Below are 16,476 nucleotides of genomic sequence, written 5' to 3'. Positions count from 1 at the left end.
AAGCTAGATATATGGTGTCCTAAAAATGGTGCATAACGAGCGATTAGGGCACTTGATTTTGAAAGTGGATGTATAAAAATTAGTAATTGAGTATAAGTATTCGTTTGTGGGGTGGGGAAATGAAAGGATTTATCGTGTTAGAGAGTGGGGAAATGTTTGAAGGTATCATTCATAGTAATCAGACAGAGGTACATGGAGAAATTGTATTTTTCACTGGAATGACGGGGTACCAAGAGGTTTTATCAGATCCATCTTTTAAAGGCCAGATGGTTGTGTTTACGTATCCGTTAATTGGCAATTACGGTATTAATGAATCTGATTTTGAAAGTGTGATTCCACAGGTCGATGCACTGATTGTAAGTGAGTTATCTAGTGAGGGCTACCACTATGAATCAGGGTCTTCTCTACTTTCTTATTGTGAAGGGCACGGTGTCCCAGTCGTTAGTGGGGTAGATACTAGAGCCATTGTGAAACGCATTCGTGAGCACGGTGATATGCGGGCGATTATCACAACAGATCCATCGACTCTGTCATTTGATAAGTATACCTCTCTTGATCAAATCGATGTTGTGCCAACAGTATCATGTGATGAGCCGCAAACCTTTGGTACAGGAGATCATCATATTGTCTTAGTTGATTTTGGTTATAAAAAGTCAATAGTTGATTCATTAGTGAAAAATGGTTGTAAGGTGACTTTGGTTCCATATCAAACAACTGAACAAGAAATAAAACAATTAAACCCTGACGGTGTCCTTTATTCAAATGGACCTGGAAATCCCAAGCAACTAGAATCTCTTCTACCAACAATTAAGAAAGTAGCTGAACAATTTCCAACGATGGGAATTTGTTTAGGACATCAACTACTTGCACTTGCATTTGGGGGAGATACGGAGAAATTAACGTTTGGTCACCGAGGGGCGAATCAGCCAGTTATTGATATGGAGACAAAGCAAGTGTATATGACATCACAAAACCATAGTTATGTTGTCAAAGAAGAATCATTAGCGGGTACTGGATTTGAAGCTCGTTATATGAATATTAATGATCAATCAATTGAAGGTCTTATTCATACAAAGCATCCTATTTTCACTGTACAATTTCATCCTGAAGCACATCCAGGTCCTTCCGATAGTGACCAACTCTTTCAAGTTTTTATAGAAATGCTTCAACATAAGGGGAGAGAGAACGTATATGCCTAAATATTCACATCTAAAAAAAGTATTAGTTATCGGGTCAGGACCAATTGTCATTGGGCAGGCGGCAGAATTTGATTATGCAGGAACACAAGCATGCTTAGCCTTAAGAGAAGAAGGAATTGAAGTCGTTCTTATTAACAATAACCCGGCAACGGTTATGACAGATGAGTCATGTGCAGATCGAGTTTATTTTGAACCATTAACCATCGAAAGTGTTGAGGCTATCTTACAGAAAGAAAAGCCAGACGGGATTTTAGCCACTCTAGGTGGCCAAACCGGCTTAAATTTAGCGATGGACCTTCACGATCATGGATTACTTGGGAAATATCAAGTCGAGCTTCTAGGTACACCAATAGAATCAATTAGAAAAGGTGAAGACCGTGAAGCTTTTCGTGCCTTAATGCATGAATTAGGAGAGCCTGTCCCAGATAGTGATATTGTCACTACAGCTCAAGCAGCGATTGACTTTGCAAATAAGGTTGATTATCCAATTATTGTTCGTCCTGCTTATACATTAGGTGGAGCTGGTGGAGGAATTGCAGCGAATGAGGATGAATTAAAACGGATTATTAAAGCAGGTCTTTCACTTAGTCCAATTAGTCAATGTTTAATCGAGAAAAGCATCGCCGGCTTTAAAGAGATTGAGTATGAAGTTATGCGTGATGGCAATGACACATGTATTACGATTTGTAATATGGAAAATATTGATCCTGTAGGTATACACACAGGAGACTCAATTGTTGTTGCACCTTCACAAACATTAACAGATGTCGAATATCAAATGCTTCGTTCTGTTTCAGTTAAAATCATCCGTGCATTGGGAATTGTTGGAGGATGCAATATTCAATTTGCACTAGATCCAAACAGTAAGCAATATTACCTTATTGAGGTGAATCCTAGAGTTAGTCGTTCCTCTGCACTAGCGTCTAAGGCAACTGGCTATCCAATTGCACGTATGGCTGCAAAAGTTAGTTTAGGCTATAACCTACATGAATTAATTAATCCTGTCACAGGACATACGTATGCCAGTTTTGAACCAGCTCTTGATTATATCGTTGTTAAATTCCCACGATGGCCATTTGACAAGTTTGTCCATGCAGAACGTAAGCTTGGTACACAAATGAAAGCAACTGGTGAAGTGATGGCAATTGAACGTAATTTAGAGGCAGCGATTCAAAAAGCCGTACGTTCATTAGAATTGAAAACAGATGGATTAACCCTGCCGACCGTAAGTAAAAAGACAACCGAGCAATTATGGGATCTAGTTATCAATCCTGATGACCGCCGCTTCTTTGTTCTATTAGAGCTACTTAGAAGAGGAGTCAGCTTAAAAGAAATTCATGAGCAAACACTAGTTAATGAATTTTTCCTAAAATCATTTGCCCGTTTGGTTGAATTAGAAAAGGAAATTCAAGCTATTTCTTTTATAGATATTGATGTTGAATTTTTGAAGAAAATCAAAAAAACAGGCTTCTCTGATCAATGGTTAGCAAGTGTCTGGAATATTGAGGAAAAAGTTGTAAGGCAAAAAAGAAAAGAGCTATCACTGTTTCCTTCTTATAAGATGGTTGATACTTGTGCTGGTGAATTTCAAGCATCAACGGCCTATTTCTACTCGAGCTGGTCTGGAGAGTCAGATGTAGACACGGCATCGGATAAGAAAAAAATTCTATTACTCGGTTCTGGTCCTATTCGAATTGGCCAAGGGATTGAATTTGATTACTGTTCTGTTCAAGGAATTAAGAGTCTTCATCAGCTTGGCTACGAGGCAATTATGATGAATAATAACCCCGAAACAGTTAGCACTGATTATGCAACAGCTGATCGACTTTATTTTGAACCACTTACAGTTGAAGATGTTCTTCATGTCATTGAACTTGAGCAGGTAGAGGGTGTAATTGTCCAACTTGGTGGTCAAACAGCGATCTCGCTTGTTGAAGGACTTGAGCAAGCCGGCGTAAAGCTATATGGAACTAATCTAGATACGATTGACCAGCTTGAAGATCGTGGCAGATTTTATTCGTTTATGCAGGAGGTCAATGTTCCTCATATTCCTGGTGTTACTGCGGAAAATGGGGAAGATGCTCTTAACCAAGCAAATGAGATTGGCTATCCAGTCTTGATTCGACCTTCTTATGTCATCGGTGGGCAAGGGATGATGCTCTTTCAATCTAAACAAGAATTTGTTGACTATTTAGCTGATGAAGAGCAGGTTATTTCCTATCCATTATTAATTGATGCATATTACCAAGGCACGGAATTAGAAATTGATGCACTAACAGACGGCAAGAATATTTGTATTGGAGGAATGTTTGAACATGTGGAACGTGCGGGTGTTCATTCAGGTGATAGTATTGCAGTAACACCTCCTTACAGTATTACAGATGAAGTGAAAGAGCTTGTCTATACTTACACGAAACGAATTGCACAAGGAATGGACTTTAAAGGGATCTTTAATATTCAGTTTGTTCACTTTCAAGAAAAATTATATGTGATTGAAATTAATCCGCGTGCTTCAAGAACGGTGCCAATTCTTAGTAAGATTTCAAAGCAGCCATTAATTGATTACACTGTAAGGTTACTTCTTGGTGAGACGCTAGAATCACTTCATTTGGCTGAAGGATATTTACCGGATCCAGGATTCTATACGGTTAAAGCACCTGTTTTCTCTTACCAAAAGTTAGCTGGTCTAGACCCATTACTTGAGGCAGAAATGAAATCAACAGGTGAATTAATGAGTATGAGTGATAATCTTGATGAAGCATTTCTTAAAGCGTTCGTTTGGTCACAATCGAAACCGAAATTCTTCACACAAAAGGGATCCATTTTCATTGATATTGCCCAAGAGCATCAAGAAGAGTTCAGTAAATACAAAGGAAAGTTAGAACAGTACGGGTTTGATTTAGTAGAGAATTCATTTGATGATTGGGTTCAGTCCAATGAAGCGATTGCCTTGATTAGTCTACCGAAGCTTGGGACGAAGGAAGGTACAGTGAAGCGTCAAGAAGCTCTCAAACAGAGATGTGCTGTGATTTCGGAATTGACAACACTTGAGATGATGCTTCGTGCAATGAATGTGAAGAAACAGCAGTATCATGCGATCCAAGATTGGTGGGTCAAAGAAAAAGAATTCATTAACTAAGGATGTGACTTATATGAAAGCAATTACTGCTGCAAATATTAAAGCATTATATGGAAGAGACTTTTTAACATTGCTCGACTATTCTCCAAGCGATGTCGAAGCCTTACTTGAATATGCACTTACGATTAAAAATGATCAAAAGGCTTATTCTGACGTATTAAAAGGCCAATCACTAGGTATGATCTTTGAAAATGCATCTACTCGTACTCGTGTCTCATTTGAAGTCGGAATGACACAATTGGGAGGGCATGCCCTCTTCTTAAGTCCTCGTGATATGCAGATAGGACGCGGGGAACCTGTGAAAGATACGGCTAATGTTCTTTCGCGCTATGTTGATGCAATAATGATTCGGACGAATTCACATGAGCTTGTTGAAGAATTAGCTGAACACGCAAAGGTTCCAGTCATAAATGCATTAACAGATGCGTACCACCCATGTCAGGCTGTAGCTGATGCATTAACCATTTATGAACATAAACAGAATCTACAAGGTCTCAAGCTTGCCTATATTGGTGACGGAAATAATGTCTCACATTCACTATTAGCTATCGGTGCTAAGCTAGGCATGGATGTAACGATTGCAACACCAACAGGGTATGAAGTCGACCAAACGATTTTTAAGAGAGCAGAGGAAGCTGCAAAGGACACTGGATCAACACTTAAACAAACGAATGACCCAAGAGAAGCTGTTAAGGATGCTGATGTCATTTATACTGATGTATGGGCAAGTATGGGATATGAGCAGGAGCAGTCTGAACGCTTGAGTCAATTTGCTGAGTATCAAGTTAATTCTGAATTGACTAGTTTAGCAAAAGATGATTTCATTTTCTTACATTGTCTTCCTGCCCATCGTGGGGAAGAGGTTTCTGAAGAAATAATTGATGGTCATCACTCGGTTATATACGATCAAGCTGAAAATCGTCTTCATGCTCAAAAAGCAATCTTGGTTGCATTAATGACGAAATAATTCAGTCTCATGAATCCTTTGCTAATGGGTAATCTAAAAGCGAAGGAGGGATTGACATGGGACAAAGTCGACAATTTGAACCAGGACAAAAAGCTCCAAACAATGGTATTTATGTTGAAATTGGAGAAACTGGCGATATGGTTCAAAATCCAAAATCATTAAAGATGAGTGCGGGAGATACGTTTCCGGATACTCAAAACCATAATCGGAAATGGGCACCGAAACAAAAGCCAAGAGCGGGATTATAGACTAAACAAAGAGGTGCTAATGATCATTGATCATTAGCACCTCTTTTTCATGTTCATTATAAATGTACTTCCATTTTCATAATTTAGTGCATACCGTATTAAAGATAAGATAGAACATTGAATGATGGGAGAGACGTAACAATGAAACGTGCACGGTTTTTCGGCATAGATGAACGATTGAGCGTCATTTACCTTCCAGAACGTCCAAATGGTTTTGCGGTGTTTCTTCTAAGTGATCACGGTACGGTAGTAGAAGAGGATACAAACAATTGGGAGCAGCATCCTGAAAAGAATCAATTTATGGAAGATTTACTTCAACGTGGATATACAATTATGATCCCACCGGTTGGAGACGTACATTGGGGTAACTTCGATGCTTATGATAGCTTAATTCAAATGTATTATTCAGTGATAAAACAAGAAATTCTAAACCCGAAAATTCATCTATTTGCAGAAGGAGCGGGTGCATTACTAGCCTTGAGATGGATGGAACAAAATAAGAAGATCACTCGCTCTTGTTATTTGGTCAACCCTTGTTTATCTCTAGTTGCTCATTATGAGCAAGAACAGGAGAGTAAATTATATTTTAAACGATTCGTCAAAGAGTTAGCGGAGGTTTATAGAAAGGAAGAAGTATGTATAAATGAAAATTGGATTGAATCCATTACACCAAAGCCATTAGAAAAGGAGATTCCGCCTTTATCCATTCACTGTGATATGCAAGAAAAGCGTTTTCCGCTGTCTCTTCATAGTCGACCATTTCAGCAATATTTAGCAGATCAGAATATGTTGATTAATCTACGTATTCATGGGAATGGAAAATCATTCTACAAAGCTGCCCAATCAGCATTTCCTTTTTTTCAAAAGCATGAAATTGTTCTCTAAATCCTCTCGAAAGTCATAAGAGGGGGTTTAATACATAAAGTGAGATATGGAGGAGATGTGTATGAAAAGGGCTCTTGTTACTGGTGGTTTAGGGTTTATTGGCTTTCATTTATGCGAACGATTACTCTCAGAAGGAATCGAAGTCATTGTGATTGATAAGATCGAGAGTGATGGAAGAGAAAAGGAACAAGAGGAGAAATGGTTACAAATAGGTAGAAATGCGTTGCTCACTGTTCACGATTCTAAAATTGAGGACGTCGATTTGGAGGAACTTGTTAAAGATGTTGATGTAGTCTATCATTTAGCTGCATCAACAAAATCAGACAGTAAACTAAAGCTGGCAGAAGCCATTGAGAATAATGTCCATATAACAAAAAAAGTCGTTGAACAATGTTCTAAACAGACAAAAATTATTTATGTTTCTTCAGTAGAAGTGTACGGAGAACGCCCAGGGAAAATAAGTGAAACGACACCAACGAATCCTACATCAGCATATGGGATTACAAAGCTAGCTGGTGAAAACATTGTAATAAAGACATGCAACGAAAAAAAGCTACCTTACATCATTCTCCGACTTCCAACCGTGTATGGCCCTTGGCAACGTCCTGATATGACAATTCAACAAATTTTAGAGGGGAACAATAATCCAGTAAAAGATCGATCAACTGTAGATCTACTCTTTGTTGATGATTGTGTTGAGGGCTTAGTGCTCGCTGGTCAATCAACTGAAAAAGATGACATCATTCACCTCGCTTCAGGGAACGAAAACGAGTGGTATAATGCTGTGAAATTATTAGATTGTCAGCATTTTTTCTTAAAGGCAGAGTATATACAGGCTCACCTTACTTCAGACAAAGCATTTAACAAATTACAATTCCAAGCGCGAACCTCGATTGAAGATGGTCTTGCCAAGCAACGGGAACATATGAAACAATGGCAGAAGCAGCAGGAATTAGAGTAGAAAGGAACACGTCATGAAATCAGTCGTAGGTTTACTTATCTTTGCTCTCGTTACGATCTTTTCATTTTTTTTAGTGAGAGGTCTTAATGTCAATGAGGGGAATTAGCGTAATTATTGCTCTTATTTGTGGAGCTATTGCAGAGATCCTCTATCGACGAAGCAGAGGCTAATAGGATGTAGAAAAGGGGGGACCTTTTTTACATCCTATTTTTCTAATTGTTCTCAACCAAGTGAGCACGATCAATCGCTTGTGGGGGCCTTTCAAACCAACGATTATTAATCATTAATTCGAGACCGTCCTCCGCGTATAGACCGATCTTCGCCATTTTATTTAAATATTTGGTTGATAAATCTCGTCGCATGCTGAGGGCAACTGAGCCTCCCATATTACCTAGAGAAATCGCATTTAATGCTGTTGAATTAAACAGCATAAGCTTATCGGAAAACACATAAGTTGTTGAATCTGTGACTTCAGTATCCCATGTCATTGGAGAAGGAAGGGAGCTTTCTTCAAATAAAAGCTTCAATGTCTCTAAAATATTTCCAGCTAAATCAATTCCTCTCAAGAAGTACTCTTTTACTTTCTTATCTTGGGCGATTTGGGAAAAACCAATTAATAATGCTCGGCCATAGATGTTGTTTTGATAGTTCATAAAAATATGAGAAATTTCTTCTGCTGTTAATGTACGCCTTTCCCCAAACCATCCTCGTAGAAAGCTTTCTTTTTCAACAAAACTGACAGATTGAGGGCTGGATAAATAGGGTGGTCGAACGAAAACCCCTTTTGAAAGCATTATATTTTTGGCTTCATCTTCAATTTCTGTTGCTTCTTGCAAACATTTTAAAAATAGTTCTCGGATATCTTCTCTTGCTGTAAAGGAAAATGACATCCCATGTGCAGCAATCCCCGCTTTACCCATATTTCTAATAAAGTAGAGCATGAATGTATCTGAAAATAACCTGGGTGCATCAAGATTTACATCCTTTTCTGAAAAACCAACTGGTACAGGGAAATTCTCTTGTTTGAAAAAGGATTCTAGTTTATCTAGATGCTCCATCGATATTTTTAGTACTTTGTCGATTAAAGGTTTGATTTCTGAGTCTTCTACTTTTTTAGAGAAGTATTTTAACATTGGTATTGTACTGCTTTCTTGCATGTAGTTTGACCACAATGTACCAATTTCTGCTGCTGTTAATTTTATATTATGTTCTTTCATTGTTGCCCCCTTAGTTGTTTACTAAGAGTATATTTTACTTTTCTTTACATTTTTATGTGTGATCGGTTTTTACTCAACTAAAATACCTAACCGGAAAAATCGCTCTGAACACGCTACCGGGATGGGGGGCACGCTTTCCGCAGGCGGGCGTGGAACTAACCGGCTACGCCGGTGGATTTCCACCTGCCCTTTCTTCCTGCAGGAGTCGGCCCGCCCATCCCGTCCGCTGTGATGAAAGGTAAGATGGAATTTCTCTGCTCTTAACGTAAATGTATCAAGAGAATATTAAAACTTTTTGGAGAGGATTGGGACGCTTGTACAGGACAATACAATAAAGATTCAGGATTATATGTGTTTCCTAAAGGTTACTTAGTCACAAAAAACTGACAAAATCATGCGGACAAAATTGCAACACGTAGTTGAAGTACTGTTTTAGTGTGGAGAATTGCAAGGTCCGTCCTTTACGAGATGAGGGCATATAACATTAAAGAAAGAAAAGAATCATGATACACTTAAAACGCCTTTGAGAACTTCTCAAAGACGTTTCTACTGAGCTATTGGTATAGGGGTATGCACCAATTCCTGCTTTATTCTTCTTTAATAAACGAATTTTCATAGAAGGAAATATCAGGATATTTCTCCATTGCGGTTCTCATTTGAAATTCATTTTCAAAGAGAACAACGATTCGACCATCGCGATCTGTGACGAGGTTTCGTTGTGCTTTTTTGAAGGCTTCCATTGCTTGCTGAGGTCCACTTGCCCAACGAGCAAATGAAAATGGAAGTCGTTCCAATTGAATGTCAACGTGATATTCATTTTTCAGACGGTATTCTAATACTTCAAATTGGAGAACACCAACGACGCCAACAATCTGCTGTTCGGAGAAACGATTGTATGTCTTAAACAGTTGGATCGCACCTTCCTCCGTTAATTGATGGAGGCCTTTTTCGAATGATTTATGCTTTAGTGCCTCTTTAACTGAAATTGCACTAAAAAATTCGGGAGAGAAATGTGGCATTTCATCAAATTGGAATCCTTCTCCCTCAACCAATGTATCACCAATTCTCAAGTTACCTGGATCAAACAAACCAATAATATCTCCAGCATATGCCTCATCCACGATGCTTCGGCTTTGGGCTAGAAATTGTGTTGGTTGTGCAAGTTTAAGATTTTTTCCGATTCGAACATGCTTAACAGTCATGCCGCGTTCAAATTTCCCTGAAGTAATCCGCAAAAAGGCAATACGATCACGGTGTGCAGGATTCATATTTGCTTGTATTTTAAAGATGAAGCCAGAAAAATCTTCATTCTCCATAGGGTCTATAATCCCCTTTGTACTTTCACGTGGGGCAGGATATGGTGATAATTTAAGAAAATGCTCTAAAAAGGTTTGAACACCGAAGCTAGAAATTGCACTTCCGAAGAAAATTGGTGTAAGTTCTCCTTTCTTAACAAGATCTAAATCAAAGTCATCTCCAGCAACATCAAGTAATTCTAGTTCTTCACGAAACTGAGACACTAATCCCTCGTCTCCAATTGCTTCATCCAATTTAGGATCATCCGGTCCAGTTAACTGGATCACATCAATGTCTTTCGGATTTTCCGGATTATATAGCTCTAGCTTCTTGTTAAGTCTGTCGTAGACTCCAGAAAATGATTGGCCCATTCCGATTGGCCAGCCCATTGGATATGATTTAATTCCTAGTAACTCTTCTAGTTCTTCCATTAGTTCAAAGGGGTCTCTCCCTTGGCGATCTAATTTGTTCATAAAGGTGAAGATCGGTATGTTACGCATTTTACAAACTTTAAACAGTTTCTTTGTTTGGGCTTCTACGCCTTTGGCCGCATCAATAAGCATTGTCGCAGAGTCTGCTGCAGTTAGGGTTCGGTACGTATCTTCACTGAAATCTTCATGTCCTGGTGTATCCAATATATTGACATGATATCCATCATATTGAAACTCAAGGACAGAGCTTGTAACTGAAATTCCACGTTGTTTCTCAATTTCCATCCAGTCACTCATCGCGTGTTTTGTATTTTTCTTACCTTTTACAGTTCCTGCCTCTCTAATTGCTCCACCAAAAAGTAAGAGCTTTTCAGTTAAAGTAGTTTTCCCGGCATCTGGGTGGGAGATGATTGCAAATGTACGGCGTGTTTCCACGGCTTTTTTATAGGTCATAAAATATTCCTCGATTCTACTCCAAATAGTCTTGTATTATTATAACAGTGTTATGGATTTGTTTCATCTTTATTCGAATAAGATTACAATCATATGACAACTAGGCATATTGTAGTGTATAAAAGAGGAAGTGAGCATAACTTTAACGAATAAGAGTTTATACTTTTAAAAAAACGAAACCTTTGTTTTATTTTAGGAGAGTGTCAACATGAAGCTTCACCATTTTTTCTATAGTATCTTAATCATTGTCATGCTAATTTCAGGTTGCTCACCATCGCTAGAGTCAGGAACTTCCCCTAAAATTGGTCTTTTGTTAGAGGGGACGATAGATGACCAGGGCTGGAACAGTAAAGGGTATCAAGGATTATTAAACATTCATGCCAATTTGAATGTCGAAGTAGCTTTTAAGGAAGATATTGATACGGAAGTTAAGGTAGAAAAAGCAGTAACTGAGTTTAATGAAGCTGGAATTACATTAATTTTTGGTCATGGTCGTTTTTTCGCAGAGCCTTTTACTAATTTAGGGAAAGTGTATGAAGACGTGCATTTTGTAAGCTTCAACGGACATGTTGAGGGAAATAATGTTACCAGCTTGCATTTTGATGGGTATGCTATGGGCTTTTTTGCAGGAATGCTTGCATCAACAATGTCTGGTTCGGAAAAAGTAGGTATCATTGCTGCGTTTCCATGGCAATCCGAAGTTGAAGGTTATTATGAGGGTGCGTCATTGAATCCGGAAACTGATGTGACGATTAACTATGTAGAAGACTGGACAAATGCTGAGAAAGCAGTAACCTTTTTTGATGACATGATAGGAAAAGGGGTTGATGTCGTCTATCCTGCCGGAGATGGGTATCATGTTCAAGTGATAGAAAAGGCAAAAGAAGCAGGTATTTTTGCAATCGGATACGTTGGAGATCAGGTTGACCTTGGAGAAGCGACGGTCCTAACGAGTACAGTCCAAGAAGTTGACAAGCTTTATGAGAAGATTGCAGAACAATACAGTAAAGGTGAGCTGAAAGAAGGGAATTTTGTGTATGATTTCCAAGACGGTGTTATCTCACTTGGCAATTTTGGAAGTGAAGTTCCCACTAAGGTCAGAACTCAACTTGCCGAACATATTCGTGAATATATTCAAACAGGTGATTTACCGACAAGTCCTATTATGTAACTCACTTGCTTTCATTACCGTAATCATAGTATCGTAATAGAGAAAAGTACATAAAGAGGTGGAAAAAACGTGGGAAATCAAGAAATGAATATGAAGTTTATGCAAATCGCAATGAAATATTTACCTGAGGGTAAGAAGATGTTAGATGAAAAGGGAATTGAGTTGAATATGGAAGACCTTCAACCAATGCTCGAATTATTTATGAATGTAATGGCAGAGGCTTACGAACTTGGTAAGCAGGATGCAACGAAATAATGTAAATGTAATAGAAGGCTCCACTGGTTAACCGGTAGAGCTTTTGTTTTTTTACAAAGGAGTAGATAATATGGTGGAGAAAAATGAAAAACTACAAGCTTTTGCGATGGAGATGAAACAAGGCTACACTTTTGTTAAAGAAGGTAAGAATGAGGAAGCAATCAAAAAGCTTAGACCATTCGTCGAATTGATGAGAACGAGTGGGGCTCCAAATATTCGCCTTTTTGTTAGTTATAGCATTGCTCAAATTCGCACAGGTGATATTGAAGGTTTTTTACAAACATATGCAGAAATAAAAGAAATGGAACCAAAAAATCCAGATGAGCAGTCATTGAAAAATCAAATTGATGGATTTTTTACAGATTTAATGGACGAACTACAAAAAAATGTAGAAGAGTAATCGTATTCTAGGAATACACAATATTCTTATTAAAAAGAGAACGCAAACGTTAGTCGTTAGCGTTCTCTTTTTTTGAAGTACTTGAGGAATCTTCTTTTTTTTGTTGGGAGAAAAGTCCTTGCACATAGCCCATTAGTGGAGCCAGAGATTGAACCAGGGCAAAAATCGATTCCATTTGGTTAGGGGGTTGCGTTTCTGTTGGCTGTTGCTCTGGACCTTTCTCATCTTCCTTTTCTGGCTCTGCACCCTTATTTTCTTCCTCTTCCTTACGGTCTAATGACTCAGGAGGGGGAACGGGTCGACCAAACATCAAATCTGTAAAGAAATCTGTTTTGGGTTGCTCTCGATCAGCCATAATCAATCCTCCTTTTCTTCCTCATAAATAGTGTATGGGTTGGACTGATCTCCTGTGTAAAGACGAAGGCCTAATTCTATATACATATAGACATAATTGATGACATAAGTTAAAATTAGTACTAGGTACTAATAATAACCCAAAAAATCGTGTTGAATGTTGCGAAAGGGGAATGGATAGATGACAAGGGCAGGTATATTAGGTATTGGAAGTTATATTCCAGACCAAGTTGTAACGAACATAGATCTTGAGAAAAAAGTAGATACAAGTGATGAATGGATCCGAACAAGAACAGGAATTGAAGAACGAAGATTCGCAGGAGACGATGTTGATAGTTCACATATGGCATATGCAGCAGCGAAGGCAGCGTTAGACCATGCAGAGATTGCTGCAGAGGAACTTGACTTGATCCTGGTAGCAACGGTAACGCCAGATATGCCGTTTCCAACGGTGTCTACATTGATTCAAGAAAAGCTAGGAGCGAAAAAAGCAGCTGCTATGGATATAAGTGCAGCATGTGCAGGATTTATTTATGGCCTTGTGACAGGACAACAGTTTATCGAAACAGGTGCATATAAAAATATCCTTGTTATTGGTGTGGAGAAATTATCTAAAATCACAGATTTTAGTGATCGAAATACAGCTGTCCTTTTTGGGGACGGTGCAGGTGCAGCTGTTTTGGGACCTGTTTCTTCTGATCGTGGAATTCTTTCGTTTGAACTTGGGGCAGATGGAGCTGGGGCAATGCATATTAACCAGCAAGGACGCTTTCTAGAGATGAATGGTAGAGAAGTATTTAAATTTGCTGTTCGACAAATGGGAGAATCTTCAGTAAAGGTTCTAGAAAAAGCTGGACTGACTAAGGAAGATTGTGATTTCCTTGTACCACACCAAGCAAATATACGAATAATGGAAGCGGCCCGCGAACGCTTAGATTTACCTAAAGAAAAGATGGCCAAAACGGTTCAAAAATACGGAAATACCTCTTCGGCCTCTATCCCGATGGCATTAGTCGATGAGTGGAGAGATGGAAAGATCAAAGATGGTGACGTTGTCGTATTAGTTGGTTTTGGTGCTGGTCTAACGTGGGGCTCGATTGCGATTAGATGGGGTAGGTAAATTAATTTTCTAACTAAGCAAAGGAGAGAGAATTGATGGAAAAAAGACGTGTTGTTATTACAGGTATGGGGACGGTAACCCCTTTAGGATTAGATGTTGCAACAACTTGGAAGAATGCAATCGAAGGGAAATCAGGTATTGGTCTACTTACTCGTGTGAATCCAGATGATTTTCCAATTAGTGTTGCAGCAGAAGTGAATGATTTTGATCCTGCGTTATTTATGGACAAAAAAGAAGCACGTAAAATGGATCGATTTACCCAGTTTGCAGTTGCATCTGCAATGATGGCTTTAAAAGATGCAAATTTAGAAATTACTGAAGATATTGCTCCTAGAGTAGGTGTATGGATCGGTTCTGGAATTGGTGGTATGGAAACATATGAACAGAATTTCCGCCAATTTATTGAAAAGGGCTATCGTCGTGTAAGTCCATTTTTTGTTCCAATGCTGATCCCAGATATGGCTTCTGGACAAGTATCGATTATGACAGGAGCAAAAGGGATTAACTCGTGTTCTGTAACGGCTTGTGCATCCGGTACGAATTCAATTGGAGATGCGTTCAAAGTTATTCAGCGTGGGGATGCAGACGTCATGATTACTGGTGGTGCCGAGGCACCAATTACAAATATGTCTGTTGCTGGTTTCTGTGCTGCCAAAGCAGTGTCAACAAATGATGATCCTAATACAGCCTCAAGACCGTTCGATGCTAATCGAGATGGTTTTGTGATGGGGGAAGGTGCCGGTATTCTAATTTTAGAAAGTTTAGACTCTGCACTTAAACGTGGGGCTCATATTTACGCTGAAATTAGTGGATACGGTGCAACAGGAGATGCTTATCATGTAACAGCACCGGCTCCTGAAGGTGAAGGTGGGGCTCGAGCTATGCGACAGGCTATTACTGATGCAGGACTAGAGCCTTCTGATATTGATTATTTGAATGCACATGGTACTAGTACGCCTTACAATGATAAGTTTGAAACAATGGCTGCAAAGACGGTATTCGGTGATCACGCTTATAAAATGGCAGTTAGTTCAACAAAATCAATGACAGGTCACTTACTTGGAGCAGCTGGTGCTGTTGAAGCGATTCTTTCCGTCAAAGCAATAGTCGATGGAATGATCCCTCCGACAATTAATTATTCTACTCCAGATCCAGAATGTGATTTGGATTATGTTCCGAACGAAGCACGTAAACAAAAGGTTCGAGCTGTTCTTAGTAACTCTTTAGGTTTCGGTGGACATAATGCCACACTAGTTTTTAAAGAATATATAAATTAATGACGAAGAGTGCCAAAAGGGTCACCGACCTTAATTGGCACTCTTTACTCGTTTAAAAACTTTCTAAGTTCACTTTTATTTTTAGCCAAGTCCAATTCAAGTACTGCACCAGCATGCTGATAATTCTTGTTTTCAAAGCCGTTATTAATTGGAATCGTCATCGTGTCTATCTCGTCAATCTTTTGAAAAACTAAATCTCGTCCAATACTCAAAAACTTAGTTGGCGGTATATTTGTCTCTACATGTGGTCTAATTGCCCCAATGATACTAGGGATTTTGGTGAGCCCAGAAAAAGACAGAACTTCATCTTTTAGAAGAGTTAGCACTTGTTGTTGTCTTCTTACCCTTCCAAAGTCGCTTTCAGCATCTTTTCGAAAACGGACATACTTAAGTACCTCTTCTCCATTCAGACGTTGAGTACCACTTTGGAAGCGAATGGAATTATGAGGATCGACCATTGCTTTTTCAATAGGAACCTCTAGTCCATCTGGAACAACAGAATCAATCATATTGATAAAACCTTCAAAGTTGATAATTGCATAATAATCAATTGCAATATCAAGATTCTTTTCAATCGTTTGTTGAAGTAATGGTTCCCCACCAAAAGCAAAAGCAGCGTTTATTTTATTTTTAGAATGACCTGGAATAGTTACATAACTATCTCGCATAATTGAAGCAATCTTTGCGGTCTTATTACAAGGATTGTACTTGGCCACCATGATCGTATCGGTCCTTGAAGGTTCGTCATTTCGAGCATCAATCCCGATTAATAAGACGTTAAGGGGCTCTGTATTCTCGAGTGTCCACTTTTTCTTTTTCTCCTTTTTAGGAGGTGGCTTGGGTGGATCGTTAACCTCTGGAAGTACAATTAAATCTTCTGATTGAATACTCAGTGGTGGATCAGATTGTTCTGTTTTATATTCTTGAAAAACAATATGACTAATAAGAAATAGACATGCACAGGAGAACACGAATAAGAAACCAATTCTCTTCATGGAAGACCTCCATTTAATGCTTTTAACAGTTAGTATGAGGTAAATCAACGGGTAAGTATGCAGAAGTCAACGCAAAAAAAAACGATAAAAAGCAAAATGCTTATTATC

The 16,476-nt window shown here is 38.7% G+C and carries 15 protein-coding genes; 11 read left to right on the top strand and 4 right to left on the bottom strand.

The features are described 5' to 3' along the window. The first annotated feature begins 119 nt into the window (after window positions 1-119). From J7W16_RS00390 to J7W16_RS00365, 6 genes are all read left to right on the top strand, one after another. The gene (locus J7W16_RS00390; RefSeq protein ID WP_210594953.1) at window positions 120-1,199 is read left to right on the top strand and encodes a carbamoyl phosphate synthase small subunit; all 1,080 of its coding nucleotides are present in this window, start codon (window positions 120-122) and stop codon (window positions 1,197-1,199) included. Further along, a complete protein-coding gene (locus tag J7W16_RS00385; protein ID WP_210594952.1) occupies window positions 1,192-4,338 on the top strand; it encodes a carbamoyl phosphate synthase large subunit in 3,147 nt (1,048 codons plus the stop codon). Before J7W16_RS00390 ends, J7W16_RS00385 begins: the two co-directional genes overlap by 8 nt. Window positions 4,339-4,351: 13 nt before the next feature. Then, a complete protein-coding gene (argF, locus tag J7W16_RS00380; protein WP_210594951.1) occupies window positions 4,352-5,305 on the top strand; it encodes an ornithine carbamoyltransferase in 954 nt (317 codons plus the stop codon). 56 nt (window positions 5,306-5,361) lie between these two features. Then, window positions 5,362-5,553 carry a YjzC family protein gene (locus J7W16_RS00375; RefSeq protein WP_210594950.1) on the top strand — a complete coding sequence of 64 codons (192 nt, stop codon included), beginning with the start codon at window positions 5,362-5,364 and terminating at the stop codon, window positions 5,551-5,553. 141 nt (window positions 5,554-5,694) lie between these two features. Next, window positions 5,695-6,438: an alpha/beta hydrolase gene (locus J7W16_RS00370; protein WP_210594949.1), complete on the top strand. Its 744-nt coding sequence runs from the start codon at window positions 5,695-5,697 to the stop codon at window positions 6,436-6,438. 61 nt (window positions 6,439-6,499) lie between these two features. After that, a complete protein-coding gene (locus J7W16_RS00365; RefSeq protein WP_210594948.1) occupies window positions 6,500-7,399 on the top strand; it encodes an NAD-dependent epimerase/dehydratase family protein in 900 nt (299 codons plus the stop codon). A gap of 212 nt (window positions 7,400-7,611) precedes the next feature. Here the strand turns inward: J7W16_RS00365 and J7W16_RS00360 are convergent, their stop codons facing one another. Further along, window positions 7,612-8,616 carry a DUF3231 family protein gene (locus J7W16_RS00360; RefSeq protein WP_210594947.1) on the bottom strand — a complete coding sequence of 335 codons (1,005 nt, stop codon included), beginning with the start codon at window positions 8,614-8,616 and terminating at the stop codon, window positions 7,612-7,614. Between the two features lie 587 nt (window positions 8,617-9,203). Then, window positions 9,204-10,796 carry a peptide chain release factor 3 gene (locus tag J7W16_RS00355; protein ID WP_210594946.1) on the bottom strand — a complete coding sequence of 531 codons (1,593 nt, stop codon included), beginning with the start codon at window positions 10,794-10,796 and terminating at the stop codon, window positions 9,204-9,206. Window positions 10,797-11,004: 208 nt separating this feature from the next. Between J7W16_RS00355 and J7W16_RS00350 the strand changes: the two genes are divergently transcribed. From J7W16_RS00350 to J7W16_RS00340, 3 genes are all read left to right on the top strand, one after another. Next, window positions 11,005-11,967 carry a BMP family ABC transporter substrate-binding protein gene (locus J7W16_RS00350; protein WP_210594945.1) on the top strand — a complete coding sequence of 321 codons (963 nt, stop codon included), beginning with the start codon at window positions 11,005-11,007 and terminating at the stop codon, window positions 11,965-11,967. An 84-nt stretch (window positions 11,968-12,051) separates the two neighbouring features. Continuing rightward, window positions 12,052-12,222, top strand: a complete 171-nt coding sequence (locus J7W16_RS00345) for a ComZ family protein (RefSeq protein WP_210595884.1) — start codon at window positions 12,052-12,054, stop codon at window positions 12,220-12,222. A 70-nt stretch (window positions 12,223-12,292) separates the two neighbouring features. After that, on the top strand, window positions 12,293-12,622 hold the full coding sequence (locus J7W16_RS00340) for a hypothetical protein (protein ID WP_210594944.1): 330 nt from the start codon (window positions 12,293-12,295) through the stop codon (window positions 12,620-12,622). 49 nt (window positions 12,623-12,671) lie between these two features. Here the strand turns inward: J7W16_RS00340 and J7W16_RS00335 are convergent, their stop codons facing one another. Then, window positions 12,672-12,977 (bottom strand): hypothetical protein, encoded by a 306-nt coding sequence (locus J7W16_RS00335; protein WP_210594943.1) that lies wholly within the window; start codon window positions 12,975-12,977, stop codon window positions 12,672-12,674. 180 nt (window positions 12,978-13,157) lie between these two features. On the opposite strand from J7W16_RS00335, the gene J7W16_RS00330 reads away from it, so the two are divergent. Continuing rightward, on the top strand, window positions 13,158-14,096 hold the full coding sequence (locus tag J7W16_RS00330) for a beta-ketoacyl-ACP synthase III (RefSeq protein WP_210594942.1): 939 nt from the start codon (window positions 13,158-13,160) through the stop codon (window positions 14,094-14,096). A gap of 35 nt (window positions 14,097-14,131) precedes the next feature. Next, complete coding sequence (fabF, locus tag J7W16_RS00325; protein ID WP_210594941.1) at window positions 14,132-15,373, top strand: beta-ketoacyl-ACP synthase II; 1,242 nt, start codon at window positions 14,132-14,134, stop codon at window positions 15,371-15,373. Window positions 15,374-15,417: 44 nt separating this feature from the next. On the opposite strand, the gene J7W16_RS00320 is transcribed toward fabF, so the two are convergent. Then, window positions 15,418-16,368: an LCP family protein gene (locus J7W16_RS00320; protein WP_210594940.1), complete on the bottom strand. Its 951-nt coding sequence runs from the start codon at window positions 16,366-16,368 to the stop codon at window positions 15,418-15,420. Window positions 16,369-16,476 lie beyond the last annotated feature (108 nt).

It is taken from the genome of Halalkalibacter suaedae (genome assembly GCF_017939705.1).
In the GTDB taxonomy this organism is placed as follows: Bacteria; Bacillota; Bacilli; order Bacillales; family Bacillaceae_D; genus Halalkalibacter; species Halalkalibacter suaedae.
This window is presented reverse-complemented; position numbering and strand designations above follow the sequence as displayed.

Bases quoted from the DNA above. Each gene is read 5' to 3' on its own strand.
- J7W16_RS00330 (WP_210594942.1), top strand. From the start codon at position 13,158: ATGACAAGGGCAGGTATATTAGGTATTGGAAGTTATATTCCAGACCAA.
- J7W16_RS00340 (WP_210594944.1), top strand. From the start codon at position 12,293: ATGGTGGAGAAAAATGAAAAACTACAAGCTTTTGCGATGGAGATGAAA.
- J7W16_RS00345 (WP_210595884.1), top strand. From the start codon at position 12,052: ATGAATATGAAGTTTATGCAAATCGCAATGAAATATTTACCTGAGGGT.
- J7W16_RS00335 (WP_210594943.1), bottom strand. From the start codon at position 12,977: ATGGCTGATCGAGAGCAACCCAAAACAGATTTCTTTACAGATTTGATG.
- J7W16_RS00355 (WP_210594946.1), bottom strand. From the start codon at position 10,796: ATGACCTATAAAAAAGCCGTGGAAACACGCCGTACATTTGCAATCATC.
- J7W16_RS00375 (WP_210594950.1), top strand. From the start codon at position 5,362: ATGGGACAAAGTCGACAATTTGAACCAGGACAAAAAGCTCCAAACAAT.
- J7W16_RS00320 (WP_210594940.1), bottom strand. From the start codon at position 16,368: ATGAAGAGAATTGGTTTCTTATTCGTGTTCTCCTGTGCATGTCTATTT.
- fabF (WP_210594941.1), top strand. From the start codon at position 14,132: ATGGAAAAAAGACGTGTTGTTATTACAGGTATGGGGACGGTAACCCCT.
- J7W16_RS00365 (WP_210594948.1), top strand. From the start codon at position 6,500: ATGAAAAGGGCTCTTGTTACTGGTGGTTTAGGGTTTATTGGCTTTCAT.
- J7W16_RS00390 (WP_210594953.1), top strand. From the start codon at position 120: ATGAAAGGATTTATCGTGTTAGAGAGTGGGGAAATGTTTGAAGGTATC.
- J7W16_RS00385 (WP_210594952.1), top strand. From the start codon at position 1,192: ATGCCTAAATATTCACATCTAAAAAAAGTATTAGTTATCGGGTCAGGA.
- J7W16_RS00370 (WP_210594949.1), top strand. From the start codon at position 5,695: ATGAAACGTGCACGGTTTTTCGGCATAGATGAACGATTGAGCGTCATT.
- argF (WP_210594951.1), top strand. From the start codon at position 4,352: ATGAAAGCAATTACTGCTGCAAATATTAAAGCATTATATGGAAGAGAC.
- J7W16_RS00350 (WP_210594945.1), top strand. From the start codon at position 11,005: ATGAAGCTTCACCATTTTTTCTATAGTATCTTAATCATTGTCATGCTA.
- J7W16_RS00360 (WP_210594947.1), bottom strand. From the start codon at position 8,616: ATGAAAGAACATAATATAAAATTAACAGCAGCAGAAATTGGTACATTG.